Source organism: Chloroflexus sp., assembly GCF_034435895.1.
GTDB lineage: Bacteria > Chloroflexota > Chloroflexia > Chloroflexales > Chloroflexaceae > Chloroflexus.
Genome location: NZ_DAOTWH010000353.1, coordinates 1 through 18,751, shown reverse-complemented (window position 1 = coordinate 18,751; position 18,751 = coordinate 1). Strand labels below are relative to the sequence as shown.

Annotated in this window: 13 protein-coding genes; 11 read left to right on the top strand and 2 right to left on the bottom strand. The window is 61.6% G+C overall.

Annotation, left to right across the window (positions count from 1 at the left end; genetic code table 11):
• From U9R81_RS19670 to U9R81_RS19640, 7 genes are all read left to right on the top strand, one after another.
• A partial coding sequence (locus U9R81_RS19670) for a glycosyltransferase family 2 protein (protein ID WP_322497105.1) occupies positions 1–843 on the top strand: 843 nt, incomplete at its 5' end.
• 12 nt (positions 844–855) lie between these two features.
• Positions 856–2,211 (top strand): O-antigen ligase family protein, encoded by a 1,356-nt coding sequence (locus U9R81_RS19665; protein ID WP_322497104.1) that lies wholly within the window; start codon positions 856–858, stop codon positions 2,209–2,211.
• Complete coding sequence (locus U9R81_RS19660; protein ID WP_322497103.1) at positions 2,208–3,401, top strand: glycosyltransferase; 1,194 nt, start codon at positions 2,208–2,210, stop codon at positions 3,399–3,401. The genes U9R81_RS19665 and U9R81_RS19660 overlap by 4 nt, the downstream gene beginning before the upstream one ends.
• Complete coding sequence (locus U9R81_RS19655) at positions 3,398–4,210, top strand: glycosyltransferase family 2 protein (RefSeq protein ID WP_322497102.1); 813 nt, start codon at positions 3,398–3,400, stop codon at positions 4,208–4,210. The genes U9R81_RS19660 and U9R81_RS19655 overlap by 4 nt, the downstream gene beginning before the upstream one ends.
• A complete protein-coding gene (locus tag U9R81_RS19650; RefSeq protein ID WP_322497101.1) occupies positions 4,132–5,358 on the top strand; it encodes a glycosyltransferase family 4 protein in 1,227 nt (408 codons plus the stop codon). The genes U9R81_RS19655 and U9R81_RS19650 overlap by 79 nt, the downstream gene beginning before the upstream one ends.
• Entirely contained in the window at positions 5,355–6,224 is an 870-nt protein-coding gene (locus tag U9R81_RS19645; protein WP_322497100.1) for a carbohydrate deacetylase, read from the top strand. Before U9R81_RS19650 ends, U9R81_RS19645 begins: the two co-directional genes overlap by 4 nt.
• Positions 6,224–7,447, top strand: coding sequence for a glycosyltransferase family 4 protein (locus tag U9R81_RS19640; RefSeq protein ID WP_322497099.1), 1,224 nt, complete (start codon positions 6,224–6,226; stop codon positions 7,445–7,447). The genes U9R81_RS19645 and U9R81_RS19640 overlap by 1 nt, the downstream gene beginning before the upstream one ends.
• 282 nt (positions 7,448–7,729) lie before the next feature.
• Here the strand turns inward: U9R81_RS19640 and U9R81_RS19635 are convergent, their stop codons facing one another.
• Together U9R81_RS19635 and U9R81_RS19630 are read right to left on the bottom strand one after the other, a co-directional pair.
• A complete protein-coding gene (locus U9R81_RS19635; RefSeq protein WP_322497098.1) occupies positions 7,730–10,825 on the bottom strand; it encodes a PAS domain-containing protein in 3,096 nt (1,031 codons plus the stop codon).
• A 57-nt stretch (positions 10,826–10,882) separates the two neighbouring features.
• Positions 10,883–11,887: a small ribosomal subunit Rsm22 family protein gene (locus U9R81_RS19630; protein WP_322497097.1), complete on the bottom strand. Its 1,005-nt coding sequence runs from the start codon at positions 11,885–11,887 to the stop codon at positions 10,883–10,885.
• 745 nt (positions 11,888–12,632) lie between these two features.
• Between U9R81_RS19630 and U9R81_RS19625 the strand changes: the two genes are divergently transcribed.
• The 4 genes from U9R81_RS19625 to U9R81_RS19610 all read left to right on the top strand — a co-directional run.
• Positions 12,633–14,081, top strand: a complete 1,449-nt coding sequence (locus U9R81_RS19625) for an FAD-binding oxidoreductase (protein WP_322497096.1) — start codon at positions 12,633–12,635, stop codon at positions 14,079–14,081.
• Positions 14,082–14,085: 4 nt separating this feature from the next.
• Positions 14,086–15,369: an FAD-binding oxidoreductase gene (locus U9R81_RS19620; RefSeq protein WP_322497095.1), complete on the top strand. Its 1,284-nt coding sequence runs from the start codon at positions 14,086–14,088 to the stop codon at positions 15,367–15,369.
• Between the two features lie 347 nt (positions 15,370–15,716).
• Entirely contained in the window at positions 15,717–18,347 is a 2,631-nt protein-coding gene (locus U9R81_RS19615) for an FAD-binding oxidoreductase (RefSeq protein ID WP_322497094.1), read from the top strand.
• Positions 18,348–18,365: 18 nt separating this feature from the next.
• Positions 18,366–18,751 (top strand): (Fe-S)-binding protein (locus U9R81_RS19610; protein WP_322497093.1); only part of this gene is annotated, 386 nt, incomplete at its 3' end.

The following is an 18,751-nucleotide window of genomic DNA, read 5'->3' as shown; positions in this document are numbered from 1 at the left end:
CCGTGGACGGTGGCGACGCCGCCGGCGCCGCCGTTGCTGCCGGATGGCCGGCCATGGCCGCGGATCACGGTTGTCACCCCGTCGTACCAGCAAGCACACTACCTCGAAGAGGCAATCCGTTCCGTTCTCTTGCAGGGCTACCCCAATCTTGAATATATCGTGATGGATGGCGGTAGCCGCGACGGCAGCGTTGAGATTATCCAGCGCTATGCGCCGTGGCTCGCGTATTGGCAATCACAACCCGATGGCGGCCAGTCGGCGGCGCTGGCCGATGGTTTCGCCCGCGCCACCGGCGAGATTCTGGCGTGGATCAATTCGGATGATCGCTTGCTGCCCGGGGCTTTGCAACGGGTCGGTCGCTTCTTCGCCGATCGGCCATGGCTGGCCTTTGCGAGCGGCGATGTCAATTTTATCGACGCTCAGGGTCAGGTCAGCGCGCGTATTTTTGCCTTGTCGCCCAACCCGATGCTAACCGCGTTGTTAGGGGTGCATCGCTGGCCGCAACAGGGCTGTTTCTGGCGGCGCAGCGTCTACGAACGAGTGGGTGGCGTTGACCGCAGCTTGCGTTTCTGCATGGATCGCGATCTCTTCATTCGCCTGAGCGCCGCTGGCCCAAGCCGGCGTTTGCCGGGGCCGCCGTTGGCAGATTTTCGCTTGCACGATGATGCGAAGACCGCGACGCTGCTGGCCGTCTGGCAGCGCGAGCATGCGCTCTTGCTGCGCCGGTATGGGCGACCGTTAAGCGCGCAACAATACGCCGGGTTGCGTGTGCTCTGGTGGCTGTGGCAAAAGCATGCGGGGTTGCGCAGGCGTCTCTACCTGAGTTATGGGCTTGAGTACTAGCGTGGCGCCACTATGGTTGTTGACGGATCGATTGTCTTAAATCCAATTGAACTCGCGGTGCTCGGCCTCATCTGCGGCTACGCGATCTGGCGGGGGCGGCCAGAGATTCCGCTGGCGCTCTACCTATCGGTCTCGCTATGGGCGCGCACTGTGTTTGTCGGGCCGAGCGCCGCCGTCTGGCCATTGCTGGCGACGATCGTGCTGGCGCTGATCCGGTATATGCACACCACGCAATCATGGTCGTTGCTGCCCCGCCAGTTCGATCGCACGATCAATCGCATCTTGCCGGAAAGCGATCGGTGGATTGTACCGTGGATGGGCTTGTGGTGGGGGTGGGCGCTCTGTGTGCTCTTTCAGTTTGGGTTGAGCGATAAGATGCAAGTCGCCCGCTCGCTCATCCTCTACATCATCCTTGGTTCGCTGGTTGCGCTCTTGGCGGTGCGTGATGCGGCTGCCGCTCGCCGGTTTGCGCTGACCTATCTGTTGACTAGCGCATACGGGTTGTACGCGGCGTTGCGGTATATCGATGTGCCGCTCGACCATCTGCTGACCGATCCCGGCCTGTCGTCACTGCCGTACCGTAACCTTGGCATTCGGAATTACCATCACTTTTCGCACCATCTCGGCATTGCCTTTCTGTGCGGTGTCGGTCTGTTCTTGCAAGCGCGCCGGTGGTGGGCTATGGTTGTGTTGTTGGGGTTAGCTATCGTCTGTGGCTACGGCATTTTTCTCACCGGGGCGCGCCAATCGCTCAGCGGCATTGGGATTGCATCGTTGTTTATCTTTGCTTGGGTAGTAGTGCGCCGGGGCGGGTGGCTGCGCCGGGTGCCGGTGGCGCTGGCAACGACGCTGATTGCGGTCATCTGGATCTATCAAGTGGCGCCGCATCTGATTGTGCGGGAGGGCGAGAGCGGGTTGGGCGATTCGTTCAATGTCTTCGCCGATCGGGGTTGGTTGTGGCAGATCGGCTGGAGTTACTTTCTCGCTTCGCCAGTATGGGGATGGGGGTTTGAGCAGAAACTCTGGTCGCACAATCTGTTTATCGGGACGCTGGCCGATCAGGGGCTAGTGGGGATGACCTTTTTTGTAGGCTATTTGATCTGGGCCGGGCGACGATTGCCGTCGATCTGGTCCCAAACTGCCGCCGATGATCGCGGAATCTGGCGGGCCACCTTCTTTGCCGTTATGATCTTTGCCCTCGTGCATGGGCAAGCGTCAGGCAACACCATGACCACCGCCCATCTGCACTGGCCGATGTGGGTGGTGTGGGCCTTGAGCGCCGGTATGCTGGGCGTGCCGGCTGAGCAACCGCAACCAGCGCCGCCGTATGCGCGCCAGCGTGAGCTACAGGCAGGAGTGCAGCCGTGAGTCATGAAACGCGGATAACCTTTGGCATGATCGTGCTCAATGGCGAGCCGTTTCTGCGCTACAACCTGCGTGCCATCTATCCGTTCGCGCACCAGATTATTGTGGCCGAGGGCGCTAGCCCGCGCGCGACGCATGTCGCTACGCCCGACGGCCATTCGATCGATGGCACCTTGCAGGCGTTGTACCGCTTTAAGGCCGAAGAAGACCCCGACGATAAACTGATCATTGTGACTGCCGAGATGTGCGGCCATCCCAACGGCTTTTGGCCGGGCGAAAAGGATGAGCAGAGCCGGGCCTATGCCGAACGGGCGACCGGTGATTGGCTGTGGCAGATCGATGTCGATGAGTTTTACCATCCGGCAGATATCGAGCGGGTCATAGCCTTTCTCCACCACTATCCCGATACGACCTGTCTCTGCTTTCGCGCCTATAACTTCTGGGGCGGGTTCGATTATGTCGCCGATGGCGGTCTCTTTTGGCATCGCCAATATCAAGGCGAGCCGTGGGGCCGGTACCGGCGGGTGTTCCGCTGGCGTCCGGGGTATGTCTATGATAGCCATCGTCCGCCGACCATCGCCGATGAACGGGGCCGGAACATCACGCGCCGGCGCATTCGCCATGCCGATGCCATTGGGGTGTGGATGTACCATTACTATATGGTCTTTCCGCATCAATTCACGCGCAAAGGCGCCTACTATCAGAACCAACCTTGGCCACGAGAACGAGACCGGCTGCGCAAGAATTTGAATTTGCTGCAAGAAGTCAATCTATTGAATGGATTGCGGATTATGGATCAGTATGGCACGCAGAATTGGCTGACCCGCTTTACTGGCCAGCATCCGCAACCAATCCTTGATCTGCGCGCCGATCTCGCCGCCGGCAAGGTGTCTACCGAGCTGCGCCGTACCGATGATATCGAACGTCTGCTTGCTGATCCGCAGTACGCGCAGATGGTGCAATCAGCGGCCCGGCGGGAATGGCTGCGAACGTGGCGGGATCATCTGGTCTATCTGTTGTGGTGGCGCCCGCGTGCGCAGGTGGTGCAATGGGTGCGCGAGCAAACCCCGCCCGCAGTGGTGAAACGATTGCCGCCCGCTGTGCAACGCAAATTCATTCCTGAACATCGCCGGCGCTATCAAGAGCAGCTTGCCCGCTATCAGCGTTCTCTGCGTTCAGGAGATACGGCATGAGCCAACCGCTCTTCAGCATTATTACGATTACCCTCAACTGCGCAGACGATGCCGAACGGACGGCGCGCAGCGTGTTGGAGCAAGATTGGAGCGATGTTGAGTATTTCGTGAAGGATGGCTGTTCACCCGACGGCACTCCCGAACGATTGCGGGCGCTCGGTGTGCGGGTGATCGTGACGCCTGATAGCGGGATTTACGAGGCGATGAATCAGGGCATTGCCCATGCCCGCGGGCGCTACATCTGTTTTATGAATGCCGGTGATCGGTTTGCCGGGCCTGATGCGCTGAGCGCGGTCGCTGCGGCGCTGGCCCGCTATGGCGAACCCGATTTTCTGTACGGTGATGTTCGCTCGTTTGGCCACCATCCCTACCTTGGGCGCGGGCGCGCCGGTGAAGGCCGTTTGATCGTCTACCCTGATCGGCTCAACCGGTTTTGGCTCTATCGCAAAATGATCTGCCACCAGAGCTGGTTTGTGCGCCGCGAGATCTATGCTGCTCAACCGTTCGCTACCGATTACCGCATCCTCGCCGATTACGCCTATCTGCTCGACATGATCTTGCGCCGGCGGGTGAGCTACGGCCATCTGCCGAAAGAGATTGCGCATTTTGCTGGCGACGGGATCAGCAGCCAACGCTCACCGCTGCGTGATGCTGAACGGGCGCGCGCGTTGGCGACGGTCTATGCCCCGTGGGAACGCAAAGCGTATGAGACGATCTTCAGGGGAATGCGATGGCTCAACCGCACGCTTATCTACCCGATGATCCCGCTGCTGCCCGAACGGCTCCGCGCCCGGCTGAGCGGCCTCTGATGGCTGCGCGCCGGGTCGTGCATATTTCGACCGTTCACCAGCCGTTTGATCAGCGCATTTTTTACCGCGAGTGCGCTAGTTTGGCCGCAGCGGGCTATGAAACCCATTTGCTCGTGCCGTTGCCGGTGACGGAGCTTGAGCGGCAAGGGGTGCAGTTGCATAGCGTGGGCGCGCCGGCTGCGCAGCAGTTGGCGTTGGGCCTCAAACGGCGTTGGCGGCGGGTGTGGCAGGCGGCGCGGTTGGCGCGCCAATTGCAGGCCGATCTGTATCATCTCCACGATCCTGAACTGATCCCGTTGGGTCTCTGGTTGAAGGCGACGACGCGGGCGAAGGTCGTGTTTGATAGCCATGAAAATAATACGGCGTACCTGCGCCAGAAATATTATCTGCCCCTGCTTGTGCGTGGCCCGTTGTTGGCCGGCATGGAGGCGCTGGAGCGGCTGGCGGCGCGCGCTTTTGATGCCATCATCACGGCTGATCGCGGGGTGGCCGATCTCTATCTGCGCCGGTTTCACGCTCGCCGGGTGATCACCATTCACAACTTTCCGCATCTTGATCTCTTTTTGCAACAACCGCCGCCTGCCGATGATGCCCCGTTCGATCTGGTCTTCCACGGCACCTTTCCGCGCTATAACCTCGAAGTGACCTTTGCGGTCGCTGAGGCGTTGCGCCGGCGCGGACGACGGGCGCGGTGGCACTTCTTCGGGAAATGTTTTGAGACCGAGTGGGCGCAGGCCGAAATTGCCCGGCGCGGGTTGCACGACGATATCGTGATCGATGCCCAGATGGTGCCGCACGATCAAGTGGCAGCGCAGGTGCGCCAAGCGAAAATCGGCTTTATTCCGCTACCTGATCTGCCCAAGTTTCAGCACAATATCCCAACCAAACTGTTTGAATTTATGGCGTTGGGCATGCCGGTCGTGCTCAGTGATTTGCCGCCGAGCCGTCCGTTTGCCGGTGATGGCCGCTGCGCAATCATGGTGCCGCCGCACGATTACGATGCGTATGCTGAGGCAATCATCCGCCTGCTCGATGACCCGGCTTTGCGCCGGGCAATGGGTGCTGAGGGCCGCCGGCGCGTGATCAATGAGTACAACTGGCAACGGGAATCGCAGTATCTCTTTGCGTTGTACCACGAATTAGTATGAGCCATCACCGTTATCCCCTGCGCCTCATCATCACGGCTGATGATTACGGCGCTTCACCACGGATCAATGCCGCGATCGAAGCGTGTCTGGCCGCTGGCGCGCTGCGGGCAACGTGCGTGATGGCGAATATGCCGGGCTATAGCGAGGCGAGCCGTCTGCGGCAACAGTTTCCCCATGCCTCGATCGGGCTGCATTGGAATCTGACCGCTGGCAGGCCGGTTGCGTCGCCCGATCAGGTGGCGAGTCTGCTTGATGGGCAGGGGCGTTTTTGGCCGGCTGCCACTTTTCGCCAGCGCTGGGTGCTGGGCCGAATCGCGCCGGAACATGTGCTGCGTGAGCTGCGCGCGCAGCATGACCGGTTGGCGCTGGTGGCCGGTCAGCCTGATTTCTGGAATACGCATCAGAATATTCATCTGTTGCCGCGGCTCTTTTCATTAATGGTCGCGCTCGCCCGCCAACTCGGCATTCCGGCGATGCGTTCGCATCAGCGTTTGCGGTTGCCGCTAAAAGGTGCGTCACTGAGAAAACGACTGATTCAGCCGTTTGTGTGGCTTAAAGAGCAGGTGATCGCAGGATGGACGGCAGCGGCGGCGCGTCAAGGCATGCGGATGCCGGCGGGTTTGATCGGTCTGCCGGAGTCTGAAGCGGGTCTGATAACGCTGGCTCAGATGGTGACGCAAATGCCGCGCGTGCCCGTGGCGCCGGTGGAACTGGTCGTGCATCCGGCCCTGCAAATGACCTCCGCACGTTCTGGCGCGTTGGCAGACGTGCAGGCGCGTGAGTATGCGCTGCTGCGCGATCCGGGCTTGGTTGATCGGTTGGCCGCCGTGGGCGTGCAAACGGTTGGCTTCGAGGCATTGGCATAATGCACATTCTCTACTTGCACCAATACTTCACGACCCGCGCCGGCGTCGGCGGCACCCGTTCGTATGAGTTCGCCCGCTTCTTTATCCAGCAGGGCCATCGGGTGACGATTGTAACCGCCGCCGATCGCCAGACGCCGTGGCCCGGCGGATGGTGGCGCCAGCGCGAGGTTGACGGCATTCATGTCGTTGAGGTGCGAGCCGGTTATGCCGACTATAGCCGCGGCACGGCGCTTGGCTATGGGCAGCGGATCATCGCCTTCGTGCTCTTTGCACTGGCCAGCTTGCTGGCCGTGTTGCGGGTCGCACGGCCCGATGTGGTGTTTGCCACCAGCACGCCGCTGACGATTGGCATTCCCGGTATGGTGGCTAGCCGCTGGCATCGCGCACCGCTGGTCTTCGAGGTGCGTGATCTGTGGCCGGAAGCGCCGATCCAGATGGGAGCGCTGCGCCATCCCCTGCTGATTCTCGCTGCGCGCTGGCTCGAACGCGCCATCTACCGCCGGTCATGCCACATTATCGCGCTCTCGCCCGGCATGCGACAGGGGATCATCGATGCTGGCGTTGCACCGGAAAGGATCAGCGTCATTCCCAACGCTGCCGATCTCGACCTCTTCCATCCGCAGCGCGATGGCGGCGGGTGGCGCGCGCGGCTGGGCAATCCATCGTTTCTCGCTCTCTACTTTGGCACCATGGGAGACGCCAACGATCTGCGGCAAGTGATCGAGGCGGCGCGGGTGGTGCAGGAGTGGGGGTATGACGATGTGCTGATCGCATTAGTCGGGCAAGGTCGCCAGCGTCCGCAACTTGAGGCATTAGTACAAGAGTACGGCCTGCGCAATGTGCGGTTTCTTGATCCGTTGCCGAAAGCCGGCGTCGCCGATCTGGTCGCCGCCGCCGATGTCTGCCTGACCATCTTCAAGGCGGTGCCGGTGCTGGCGACCTGTTCGCCCAACAAGCTATTTGACACGTTGGCTGCCGGAAAGCCAGCCATTGTCAACACACCGGGTTGGTTGCAGCAATTAGTCGAAAAGCATCAGTGCGGTCGCTATGCCCGCGCCGGCGATCCTGCCGATCTGGCCGCGCAGATCATCTATTTGCGCGAGCATCCTGACTTCACCCGCCAAGCTGGTTGCAAGGCGCGGGCATTGGCCGAACAGGAATTTGATCGCCGGCAACTGGCCGCAGCGGCACTGGCCGTCTTGCAAACCTGCGCGGCGCGCTGAGGGGTGTGTGCTCCTGCCGTTGCGTGCGATGCGGCGCAGACTCTCTTTTGCTGTCCTGACGCAGCTCTTACCCTCCCCCAGCGAGGGAGGGGCCGGGAGTGGGGCCATTACAAAGGGCGCAGAGGAAGCAAGCGCAAAGAACGCAGAGGCCGCAAAGGGTTTTGGGGATGGTGATCATCCTCTGCGTCCTCTGCGGTAAAAAACTCCCCTCCTCCAGCGGGGACGGGGCCTCTCGCAATGACATCCAGCCCGGTCATGGCAGGCGAAGCGCGGTCAGCGACATCACCCCTCCAATGCTCGTTGCACCGCCACCTCTAGCGAACTAGCCCGAAAAGGCTTCTCAATCAGCGGCGCATCGGTAAGCTCAATGCCCTGCAAGGCGGCAAACCCGCTCATATAGAGCACCTTGAGCGCCGGCGATACCTGCTGCGCTTGCATAGCCAAGGTTCGCCCGTCTATCTCTGGCATCACCACATCGGTAAGGAGGAGATCGATCGGCTCGTCGTGCAGGATTGTGATGGCCGTCTTGCTATCTTGGGCGGCAAAAGCGGTGTAGCCAAGATTGCGCAGCGTGGTGACGATCATGCGCAGCAGATCTGGATCATCATCCACCACCAGTATTCGCGCCTCGCGGCGCGATGCTGGCTCAATCACAACCGTCTCTTTGACTACCGGCTGGCCGGCGCACGGCAGATACAGCCGCACCGTCGTGCCGCGGCCTAACGTGGAATAGATTTGCGCCGTTCCACCCGATTGGCGGGCAAAGCCGTAGACCATCGCCAACCCTAAACCGGTGCCGCGCCCGCGCTCTTTGGTGGTGAAGAAGGGTTCAAACGCGCGCGCGGCTACCTCTGGCGGCATCCCGGTGCCGGTGTCGATCACGTCGATCACGATGTAGCAGCCGGGTGCCAGAATGGCCAGCAACATCGTGTCTTCGCTGGTAACGCGCTGCTCTCTGATTTTGATCATTAAGTTGCCGCCGTTTGGCATCGCATCGCGGCTGTTAATAACCAAATTAAGGATCGCAGCTTCAAGCCCTGCCCGGTCGGCGCGGGCCGGCAGGGTGGTTTGCTCGATTAACTCAAGCTTAATCGCCGAACCGACGGTCACTTGGATGAGCGGCAAAAATTCACGCAACACTTGACTGACATCAATGGTGGTCGGCGCCAATGGTTGCCGGCGGGCCACCGCCAAGAGACTCTTGGTCAGTTCGGCGCCACGAAGCGCCGCATGCAACGAGGCCTCGATCATCTGCCGCGTCGTTTCATCGCCTTGCCAATCACTGAGCGAGAGATCAAGATTGCCGATAATGATGCCGAGTAGGTTGTTGAAATCGTGGGCCAACCCGCTGGTGAGTAAGCCCAGTGCTTCAAGCTTCTGCGTTTCGCGGATGCGCTCATCGAGCTGCTTGCGCTCGGTAATGTCGCTCAAGGCGCCAACCATGCGCATCACTTTGCCGTCAGCGTCGCGCAACGCTTCACCCCGCGCCAAGATCCACCGATAGTTGCCATCGCGGTAGCGCATACGAAATTCCATGTTGAATGGTTCACTGCCGGCAAAGTGGCGATCGAGCGCCTTTGTCACTGCTGGCCAGTCGTCAGGATGGATGCGCTCGAAGAAGGTGGTGATGGCATTGGGCAGCTCATCCTCGCCAAACCCAAACAGCGCCTTCCACTGTGGCGAGAGATAGGTCACGCCATTGAGAATATCCCAATCCCAGACCCCATCTTTCACTGCGCGTTCGGCCAGCGCGTACCGTTCTTCGCTTAACCGGAGCCGTTCCGCGATCACATGTTGCTCGATCACCGGCCCGGCGAGATGGCTGATAAATTGGAGAAGCGTGAGATCATCGCTGAGCGGTGGCATAGCCCGCGCTGACCAAACGGTAAACGCACCAATCGCCGCGTTGCCAGCGCCGAGGATCGGTTCCGCCCACAGCGTAGACAAGCCGCTCTCTTGTGCGGCGGACGCAAAACGAGCCCAGTTGGGATCAGCGTGTAAGTCCGGCACGATCACGCGCTGCTGCGTGAGCAGCGGATGCCAGATGGCTTCCTGCCCCGGCTGAAGGCTCTGTTCTAGCATCTGGCTGAACGTAGACGGCAGGTTGGGGGCAATGACGTGGTGTGGCCAGCGGGTGGCGGGGTCGAAAAGCGCAATGGCGCAGCGTGTATCGGGTTGCTCTTCTTCAAAGGCTTTGATTAAGGTATTCATTAGGGTTTGCAAACGTTCACCTCCTAACAGGCTGGTGAAGAGTTGGACCCGGATCCGTTCGTGCAATTCGAGCCGTTTCAAGGCGCTGATGTCGGTATGGGTGCCGAGCATGCGCACTGGCTTGCCATCCGCATCGCGCTCGACAATCGCCCCCACCGATAGGATCCATTTCCATCCGCCCTGCCGCATCCGCGAGCGAAATTCGACCCGATATTCGGGAATGTGACCGCTGAGGTAGTTGAGGTAGGTCTGATAGACTGCGGTCGCATCGTTGGGGTGCAGCCGGTCGCGCCATTGCTGGTTGGTTTCAGTAAACGTAACTGGATCGTACCCCAACATGGTTGCGTATTCATCGTTGACCACGACCTGCCCGTTGCGCAGATCGAGATCGTACAACCCTTGATTAGCGGCGCGCAACGCTAATTCAAGCCGGCGCGCATTGATCTGAAGTGTTTGTAAACTTTCGTATTCGGTGGTGACATCGGTGAAAAAAACAAAAATAAAGGTCTGGCCGTTGCCATACGTGCCTCCCGGCGCGATATTGCAGTAGAAGATTGAGCCATCGCGCCGGCGGCAAATGATATTGAGCAGTGGTGTGTCATCGCCAGCGCTCATACGCTGAAAGGCGTCAATGATCGCTGGGCGAGATTCGCTTGGGTGCAAATCTTCGATCAGCAGGTTGGTCATTTCCGCTGCCGAATACCCGAAGAGTACGTGCATTGCCCGGTTGGCCCACCGCACCCGCCGGCTGGCCAGTTCGGCTTCGATCACGCCGTGCGGCGTATGTTCGACGACGGTGCGCAACCGGCGCATTTCGCGGTCGGCCCAGCGCTGCATCCGCTCCTCGCGCTGCGCGATCAATGGCAAGCGAGCCAGATCGCTCTCGATCAAGAGATCGATAATGGCCTGCTCATTGGCAAAATGCCTGACATCATATTCTGCCAAGGTGCAGATGAGCACGAGTGCGATACCCACCGGCAGGCTGTAGCGCGCGGCTGGCCGGCAGACAATCAAGGCCGGCGGTTGGGTTTCGAGGTGTGTGATCAGGTCGCTCAGCGTAGGAGCGAAGGAATAGCTGATCTGGGGAAAGGGCACCAGCGTTTGAATGATCGACTCCCGTAGATCGTCAATGGCGAAAAGAAGGAGGTGGGTGCGAGTGCCGGCCATGGTGGTATCCTATGTGTACACCGAGGCGACAAATCGCACCGGGTATATATCATTATATCACTCCGCTTCGCTATTGCCTATATTCTGAGGCGGATGTTCGCTCTTCCACCCATCACCCCATGCGCTATCGCGCGCGCGCCGCCATGCCTCGCCTTGGCTGCGGGTGACGGTGATGTGTTGCAGGCCCTGCGCCGTGCAAACCTGTAGTTCGATCCGCTTGCTATGGGTGATGGGGTGGCGCACGATCCGTCCGCTGGCCGGCGGCGCGCCGTGGCGGGCAGCGATGAGGTACGCGAACTTTTCGTCTTCAAACGGCGCGCCTGCGCCTTTGAGACGGCGTTGGAAGGCAGGCCGCGCAATCCGTTGCCCAAAATGGCACCAGTCATTGCGGGCGGCGAGCGGGCACTCGCCGGTGTGCGGGCACGGCGCGAGGATGCTGGCATCACGCTTGATCAATTCGCTGCGGATGCTCAACATGGTGGCATGGCCTGCCGGCGTGCCCGGTTCAACCAGCACCAATGCGCCGTGTGTGGCTTTCCAGAGCCGGCTGAGCAACAGTACCCGCACTGCCGGCTCGATCTCGCCGTAGACATACCCAGCGACCACCAGATCGCTGTCTGTCAGCCGGTCGAGGGCAAGAATATCACCGTGTTGCCACATGATGGGCGGCAGATCGGCGCTGGCGGCCAATTGCTCGCCGAGGCGCGCCATCGCCGGTTGCCGTTCGATCGCGACGATCCGTCGTAGCGACGGCCACTGTTCGGCGGCGGCCCAGATCGCGGCGCCGCTGCCCGCGCCCACATCGAGCATACGAATCGGGGCAAAATCAGGTTGCGCCTCTGCCAACCGCTTAAACACCGCTCGTAGCGCGGCGTAGGTGGCCGGCATGCGCCATGCCGCATAGGCCACCGCTTCCAGCGGCGACGTGATGACCGGCGCGTTGCCGGCACTTGCTTCCCGGTAGCGATTCGATAACGCGGCTGCGGTCTGCTCAAGCGCCGCCGCTGGCTGGGTGGCGATCACGCGCTCAAGTGCGCGCTGTAACGGAGCTGGTAGTTGCATAGTTCGTTCCTCAACTGCTTTGGTAGCTCTCTCTATTCTATTGCATACCCCAAGACGTAACCGAATCCCCCGAAGGTCGAGCCAGCTCGTTCCTCTCTATACGATAGGTTCAAGGTCAGACAGAATACATGAGCGCAGATATGGTTGAAGGCTTTGCAATGCGCTGGCTCTCCCTCACCCCCAGCCCCTCTCCCACTGGCGTTGCAAGGCGGACAGAACATCGGTCTGGTACCCGGCCCTTCAGGGCCGGGCTAGGGGTACGAAGCCCGCTGCACGGGCTGGATCCCTCACCCCCGGGACCCCGCTCCCACCTGACGGCGGGAGCGGGGGATCCGCGGAGGGGAAGGGACAGGCACTGCTCCCGCGGAAGGCAGCAGCGCCCCTCTCCCGTGTGGCGGGAGAGGGGATGGGGGTGAATTGGCCCAGCGCGCCCCTGATGTCATTGCGAGCCGCGCGTAGGGGTATCGCGGTGCGATGTCCTACGCGGCGAAGCAATCCCCCGCGAGCGCGGGAGCCATCACTGCCCGCATCCTGTTCGCCTACGCAGGAGCTTGCTGCGGGTGCGGCGCGTCCTCGCACGGACATTAGGAAAGTGGGGTTACGCCCCCTTTCTGCCACAACGAGCGCAAACGGTGCGCTGCTGCTCCCTGCTCATTTCATGGTATACTAAAGGCATAGCGCCCACTTACAAAAGAATCTCCTATCAAAAACCAAAGGTGCGGCCCGCTAGCCGCAGGAGTACGGAATGAACCGTGCTGAACTGATCGCAGAGCTTGAGCGCATTCTTGGCCCGCGCGGCGTGGTGGCCACACCCGATGCGTTGCTGACCTACGATGCCGACGGTTGCGTGATGGACACCCACGAGCCGCATGTGGTGGCGTTGCCAACCAGCGCCGAGCAAGTGGCAGCGATTGTCCGGCTAGCCGCTCGCGCCGGGATGCCAATCGTGCCGCGTGGCGCCGGCACTGGTCTATCGGGTGGCGCAACCCCGATGCAGGGCGGCATTGTCATTTCTACTGCCCGCATGGATAAGATTTTACAGGTTGATACCGCCAATGGTCGCGTGCTGTGCCAACCCGGTGTGATTAATTGGGAGTTGTCACAGTATCTCAAGCCGTTCGGCTACCAATTCGCCCCCGATCCCTCGTCGCAAAAAGCTTGCACTGTCGGCGGCAATATCGCCAACAACTCCGGCGGCCCCCATTGCCTTAAGTATGGCATTACTGCCAGCCACGTGCTGGCCGTGCAGGTCGTGCTGCCTAATGGCTCGATTGTGTGGACGGGAGATGGCAGCGCGCATACCCCCGGCTACGATTTGACCGGCGTGATCACCGGCTCGGAAGGGACGATCGGTTTTGTCACGGCGGCGTGGCTGCGCCTGACCCGGCTGCCCGAAGCGGTGCGGGTGGTGTTGGCGCTCTTCCCCGATATTGCTGGCGCTTCCAATACGGTCTCCCAAGTGATTGCGAGCGGGTTGCTGCCGGCGGCGCTAGAGATTATGGATCGGCTAGCGATTAAGGCCGTCAATGATATGTACAAGTTAGGGTTGCCCGAATCCGCCGGCGCTGCGTTGCTGATCGAGGTTGACGGCGTGGAAGATGGGCTCGACGATCTGCTGCACGATGTAACCGCGATCTGTTGGCGCAACGGCGCGATCGATGTCCGCCCAGCCCGTACCTTGGCCGAGCAGAATCAGGTTTGGGCGGCGCGCAAGAATGCCTTCGGCGCGATGGGCCGCCTTGCGCCGACCTACTATCTGGTTGATACGGTGGTGCCGCGCACCAAACTGCCGCAGACCATGGATGAAGTGGGCCGGATTTCGCGCGAGTTCCGCTTGCCGATCGCGAATGTGTTCCACGCCGGCGATGGCAACTTGCATCCGATCATCCTCTTTGATCGCCGCGATCGCTCGCAGAATCAGCGCGCGCTCGAAGCCGCCACTAGCGTGATGAAGGTGAGCATCGATTTCGGCGGCGTTATCAGCGGCGAGCATGGCATCGGTGTTGAGAAGCAAGATTACATGACCTTGCTCTTTACGACGGATGATCTCGCGGCGATGGCTGGTCTGCACCAGAGTTTCGACCCGCACGATCTGTTTAATCCCGGTAAAGTGTTCCCCAAGGGGCGCAGTTGCGGCGAGTTGGCCGCCTTGCGTCGGTCGGGGGTGGCGTGGAGTGCTTTGAAGTCGAGTTAAGCCCATGAATCTCGCCCTGTTACGCGCCGATCTAACAGCGATAAGCGGTGAGCAGTACGTCCGTGAGCATCCCGTCGATCGCCAAACGTATGGCCAAACGCCGTTGCTGGCGGTTGCTCCCGGTTCACTCGAAGAGTTGGCCCAGACGGTGGCCCGTCTCGCGGCTGAACCGGTGGCGATCGTGCCGTGGGGTGGCGGCACTCAGCAGACGTGGGGTCGCCCGCCGGCTCGCCCGTTTGTGGTGGTGGAAACAAGCCGTCTGAACCGCATTCTTGACTATACTCCTGACGATCTGACCATTTCGGTCGAGGCGGGTATGACTTTGGGCGCATTGAGTGCCGCCTTAGCCGCCAATGGCCAGATGTTGCCGTTCGATTGCCCCTTGCCGGCGCAGGCAACGATTGGCGGTTTGCTCGCCACGGCGATGGATGGCCCGCGCCGGTTGGGGTATGGCTCGGCGCGCGACTTGCTGATCGGCATTCGCGTGGTCGAAGCGACCGGACGCGTCTCGAAAGCCGGCGGCATGGTGGTCAAGAATGTCAGCGGCTTCGATATGATGAAGCTCTACCTTGGCAGCTTCGGCACGCTGGCGATCATTGCCTCGGCCAATTTTAAGCTGATTCCGCAGCCACGGGCCGCTGTTAGCATTCTCTGCCGCGCCGCGACGCCAGCCCCGCTGTGGAAACTGATCAATGCGATTGCCGCGAGCCAACTGGTGCCGGTGGCTGTCGAGTATCTTGAAGGTCTTGAGCTAGCCGGGGCGCCGTTTGCCGTGGCCGTGCGCAGCGAGGGCTTGCCGGCGGCGGTTGAACGCCATGTGCGCGATGTCACCGCGTTTGCGCAGCAGGCCGGCGTCAGCGCCGAACCGCTGCGCGACGCCGGCCATGAACAGCTTTGGAACGCGATCAATGATGTGCCGCAGACGGCAACGCTCGCCGCTGATGAGCTGGTCGTGCGTGTGACCTGCTTGCCTGCCGATCTGAGCAATGCACTGGCAGCGGCGCGCGCGGCGGCCCAACGCGCCAATCTGCCGCTGCAAGTTACGGCGCGCGCGCTGAACGGTGTGGCCTATCTGCGGGTGCGCGGCCCGGCGGAAGCGTTGCGCGAGTGGCATGCTGCCCTGCTCAAAGCCGCGCCCCAGACGATGCTGCTCGCTGCGCCGCTGGCATTGATTGCCGAGCTGCCGGCTTTCGGCACGCATATCGCTAACCTTGATTTGATGCGCCGGATCAAGCAGGAGTTTGATCCGGCCGATCTGCTCAATCCGGGCCGGTTTGTGGTGGGTTAGGCGGGATAGATGAAACAACCCGGCGCAAGGTCTCGCCTACGCAACGGATCGGGTTTATCCTGTTCTTCTGGGTTGAGCGCTTGAGCACATACACAACTTATCGCACGTTCAGCCCGCGCAGCGAGCTTCGTAACCATAACTTGGCCCTGAAGGGCTAGGGCCAAAAACTTGGCCACCGGGCCGGGTGCGCGAGCACCTACCCAACCCATCGTACGTTCAGCCCGCGCAAGGGGCTTCGTAAGGCAAGCCCGGCCCTTCAGGACCGGGCGCACACCCCGGCCATTGGGTTAGGCCAAAACGATCGCATAGGAGCACAAACGCTGCGCATATCATAAGGAGTATCTATAGTGTCTGTTGCTACACCGGCAACCTTGATCGATGATCTCCGCGCCGCGCTGGGGGGCGATGCCGTTGTCGCTGCTCCCGAAGCGTTGTTGACGTATGAATCCGATGGCAGCATGCTGGTCTCGCATCCGCCGGATGTGGTGGTGCTGCCAGTGACCGCCGAGCAGGCTGCCGAGGCGGTGCGCTTGGCTGCCCGCGCCGGCATGCCGATCGTGGCCCGGGGCGCTGGCACCGGCATTGCCGGTGGCGCGGTGCCGTTGCGTGGCGGCGTGATGATCAGCACGGCGCGCATGAATAAAACCCTATCGGTCGATCTGCGTTCGCGGTTGGCAGTGGTGCAACCCGGTGTGGTCAACTCTGATCTGAATGCCTATCTTGCCCCGCGTGGCTGCCAGTTCGCGCCTGATCCCTCCTCCCAACGCGCTAGCACCATCGGCGGCAATATCGCCACCAACGCCGGCGGCCCCCATTGCCTCAAGTACGGCGTGACCAGTAATCACGTGTTGGCGGTCGAGGTGGTTGATCATACCGGCCAACGTTATTGGACTGGCGATGGCGTGCTTGATCCGGTTGGCTATGACTTGACCGGTCTCATTGCTGGGAGCGAAGGGACGCTCGGCGTTGTGACGGCGGCGATCGTCCGCCTCACGCCGTTGCCTGAGTCGGTGCGGGTGGTGCTGGCCCTCTTCCCGTCGGTGGTGGCGACGGCAGCGGCGGTAAGCGCCGTGATCGCTGCTGGTTCGCTGCCGACTTCGCTCGAATTGATGGATCACAACGCGATTCGGGCCGTCAATCAAGCCTACGAACTGGGCCTGCCTGAAACGACCGGCACGACTGCGCTGATTATTGAAGTCGATGGCGTCAATGATGGTCTTGATGATCAGCTCGATCAGATTATCGCCATCTGCCGCGCGCACGGTGCCTTCGATCTGCGCCCAGCCCGCGATCCGGCGACGCAGGCCCGCGTCTGGACAGCGCGGAAGTCGGTGGCTGGCGCGATCGGTCGTCTTGCCCCGGCCTACTATCTGGTTGATACGGTGGTGCCGCGCACCAAATTGCCGCTGATGATGGAGCAGGTCGAGCGGTTGCGCGCCGAGTACCGGCTTGAGGTGTGCAACGTTGCCCACGCCGGCGATGGCAATTTGCACCCGCTCGTGCTCTATGATCCGCGTGATCCTGATCAGCGCCGGCGCGCGCACGATCTGGCGGCGAGCGTGCTGGAATTGAGCATTGAACATGGTGGGGTCGTGAGCGGCGAGCACGGCATCGGGCTGGAGAAGTGCGAGTATCTGCCGCGCTTCTTCTCACCCGCTGAGTTGCAGTTGCACGCCACGATCCATCAGGTCTTCAATCCGACCGGCTGTTTTAACCCAGCCAAGATCTTTCCCGCTGACACGACCCCCGCCGAGTTAGCTGCTGCGCGTGCGGCCCGCTTGCAACAGCATGATCCGGCCCGCGCCGCTACTGCGCCGGCTCCCGGTACATTCGTTGCGCCGGAAACGCCGGCTGCCGCTGCCGAGTTGCTCAATGCTTGCCATCACGCTGGGGTGGCGGTGATTCCGACCGGTGGTACGACATCGCGTTCACCAGACGCGGTGACGGTTTCTACCTTGCGCTGGCACGGGCCGCTGCTCTACGAGCCGGACGATCTGACGATCAAGGTGGCTGCTGGTACCACGCTGGCCGAGTTGCAGGCGTTGCTGGCGCCGAATAACCAGATGCTGCCGCTCGATATTGCCGATCCGCAGCGCAGCCTTGGCAGTCTAGTGGCGACGGCGACCGATGGCCCGCGTCGCTTGGGGTACGGTTCGTTCCGTGATTGGGTGCTGGCGCTCGATGTGCTCGAACCCGATGGCGAGCTGGTGCGGCTTGGCGCGCAAGTGGTCAAGAACGTCACTGGCTATGATCTGGTGAAACTCTACGTCGGCAGTGCCGGCACGCTCGGCCTGATCACGGCGGTGGCGCTGCGGCTCTTTCCCCAGCCGCCAGCGAGCGCGACCTTGCTGGCCCAGATGCCTGATGCGGCGACGGCATGCACCCTGCTCGACGCGCTGGCCGCCTCGCGGCTGTTGCCTACGGCGGTCGAATATCTGGCCGATCGCAATGGCGTGGTGGTGGCCATACGGGCCGAAGGCCATCCGGCAGCGGTCGAGCGCCATCTGCGCGAGGCGACGGCGCTGGCCCAGCAGCGCGGCGGCATGGTGTCGGTTGCCCGCGCTGCCGATGAGACCGCGTTCTGGCAGCAGACCGTCACCCGTTATGCGCCGGTTACCGATCAGACGCTGCTGCGTCTAAGCGTCTGGCCGGCCCGTTTTGCCGCCGCGCTCCACACCATCGAGCAAGCGGCTCAGCGCCGGCAGGTGGCGGTTGCCGTCACCGCCCATGCGCTGAATGGCATCATCTACCTGCAAGTTGCCGGCGATCCGGCGCAGGTGGCTGTCTATCACGCCGAGTTGGTCGCTGCGTTTCCGCATGCCCGCTTGCTCGCCTCCCCGCCGGCGCTCGTCCCGCAGGCGCCGGTGTGGGGCCAGCCGCCAGCGGCGCTTGACCGGATGCGCGCGCTCAAAGTTGCGATTGATCCCTACTACCGGATGCACCCAGCCGCGTTTTGGTTTACCAATCAGCCTTCATAATCCAGAGGAGAAGCGCCTGTGACAGTGACTCAACCTTCGTCACCCGCATCGCAGCCGGTCGTTCCGCTCGTGATCGGCTTTAGCGCCAAAGATAAACCCAGCTCTGACATAATCAACACCTGCGTTCACTGCGGGTTGTGCCTCTCGTCGTGCCCGACCTACCGCGAGACCGGTCTTGAGATGGCTTCGCCGCGGGGCCGAATCTATCTGATGAAGGCGGTTGATGAAGGTCGGATCGGCCTTGACAGCGAAGTTTTTCAAGAGCAGATGAGCCTCTGTCTCAATTGCCGGGCATGCGAAGCGGTCTGTCCGTCAGGGGTGCAGTACGGTGCGATCCTTGAAGCGAGCCGGGTCCAAATCGAGCAGGCCCGCGCTGGCAAGGCCGGCCCGCCGGCGACTCCCGG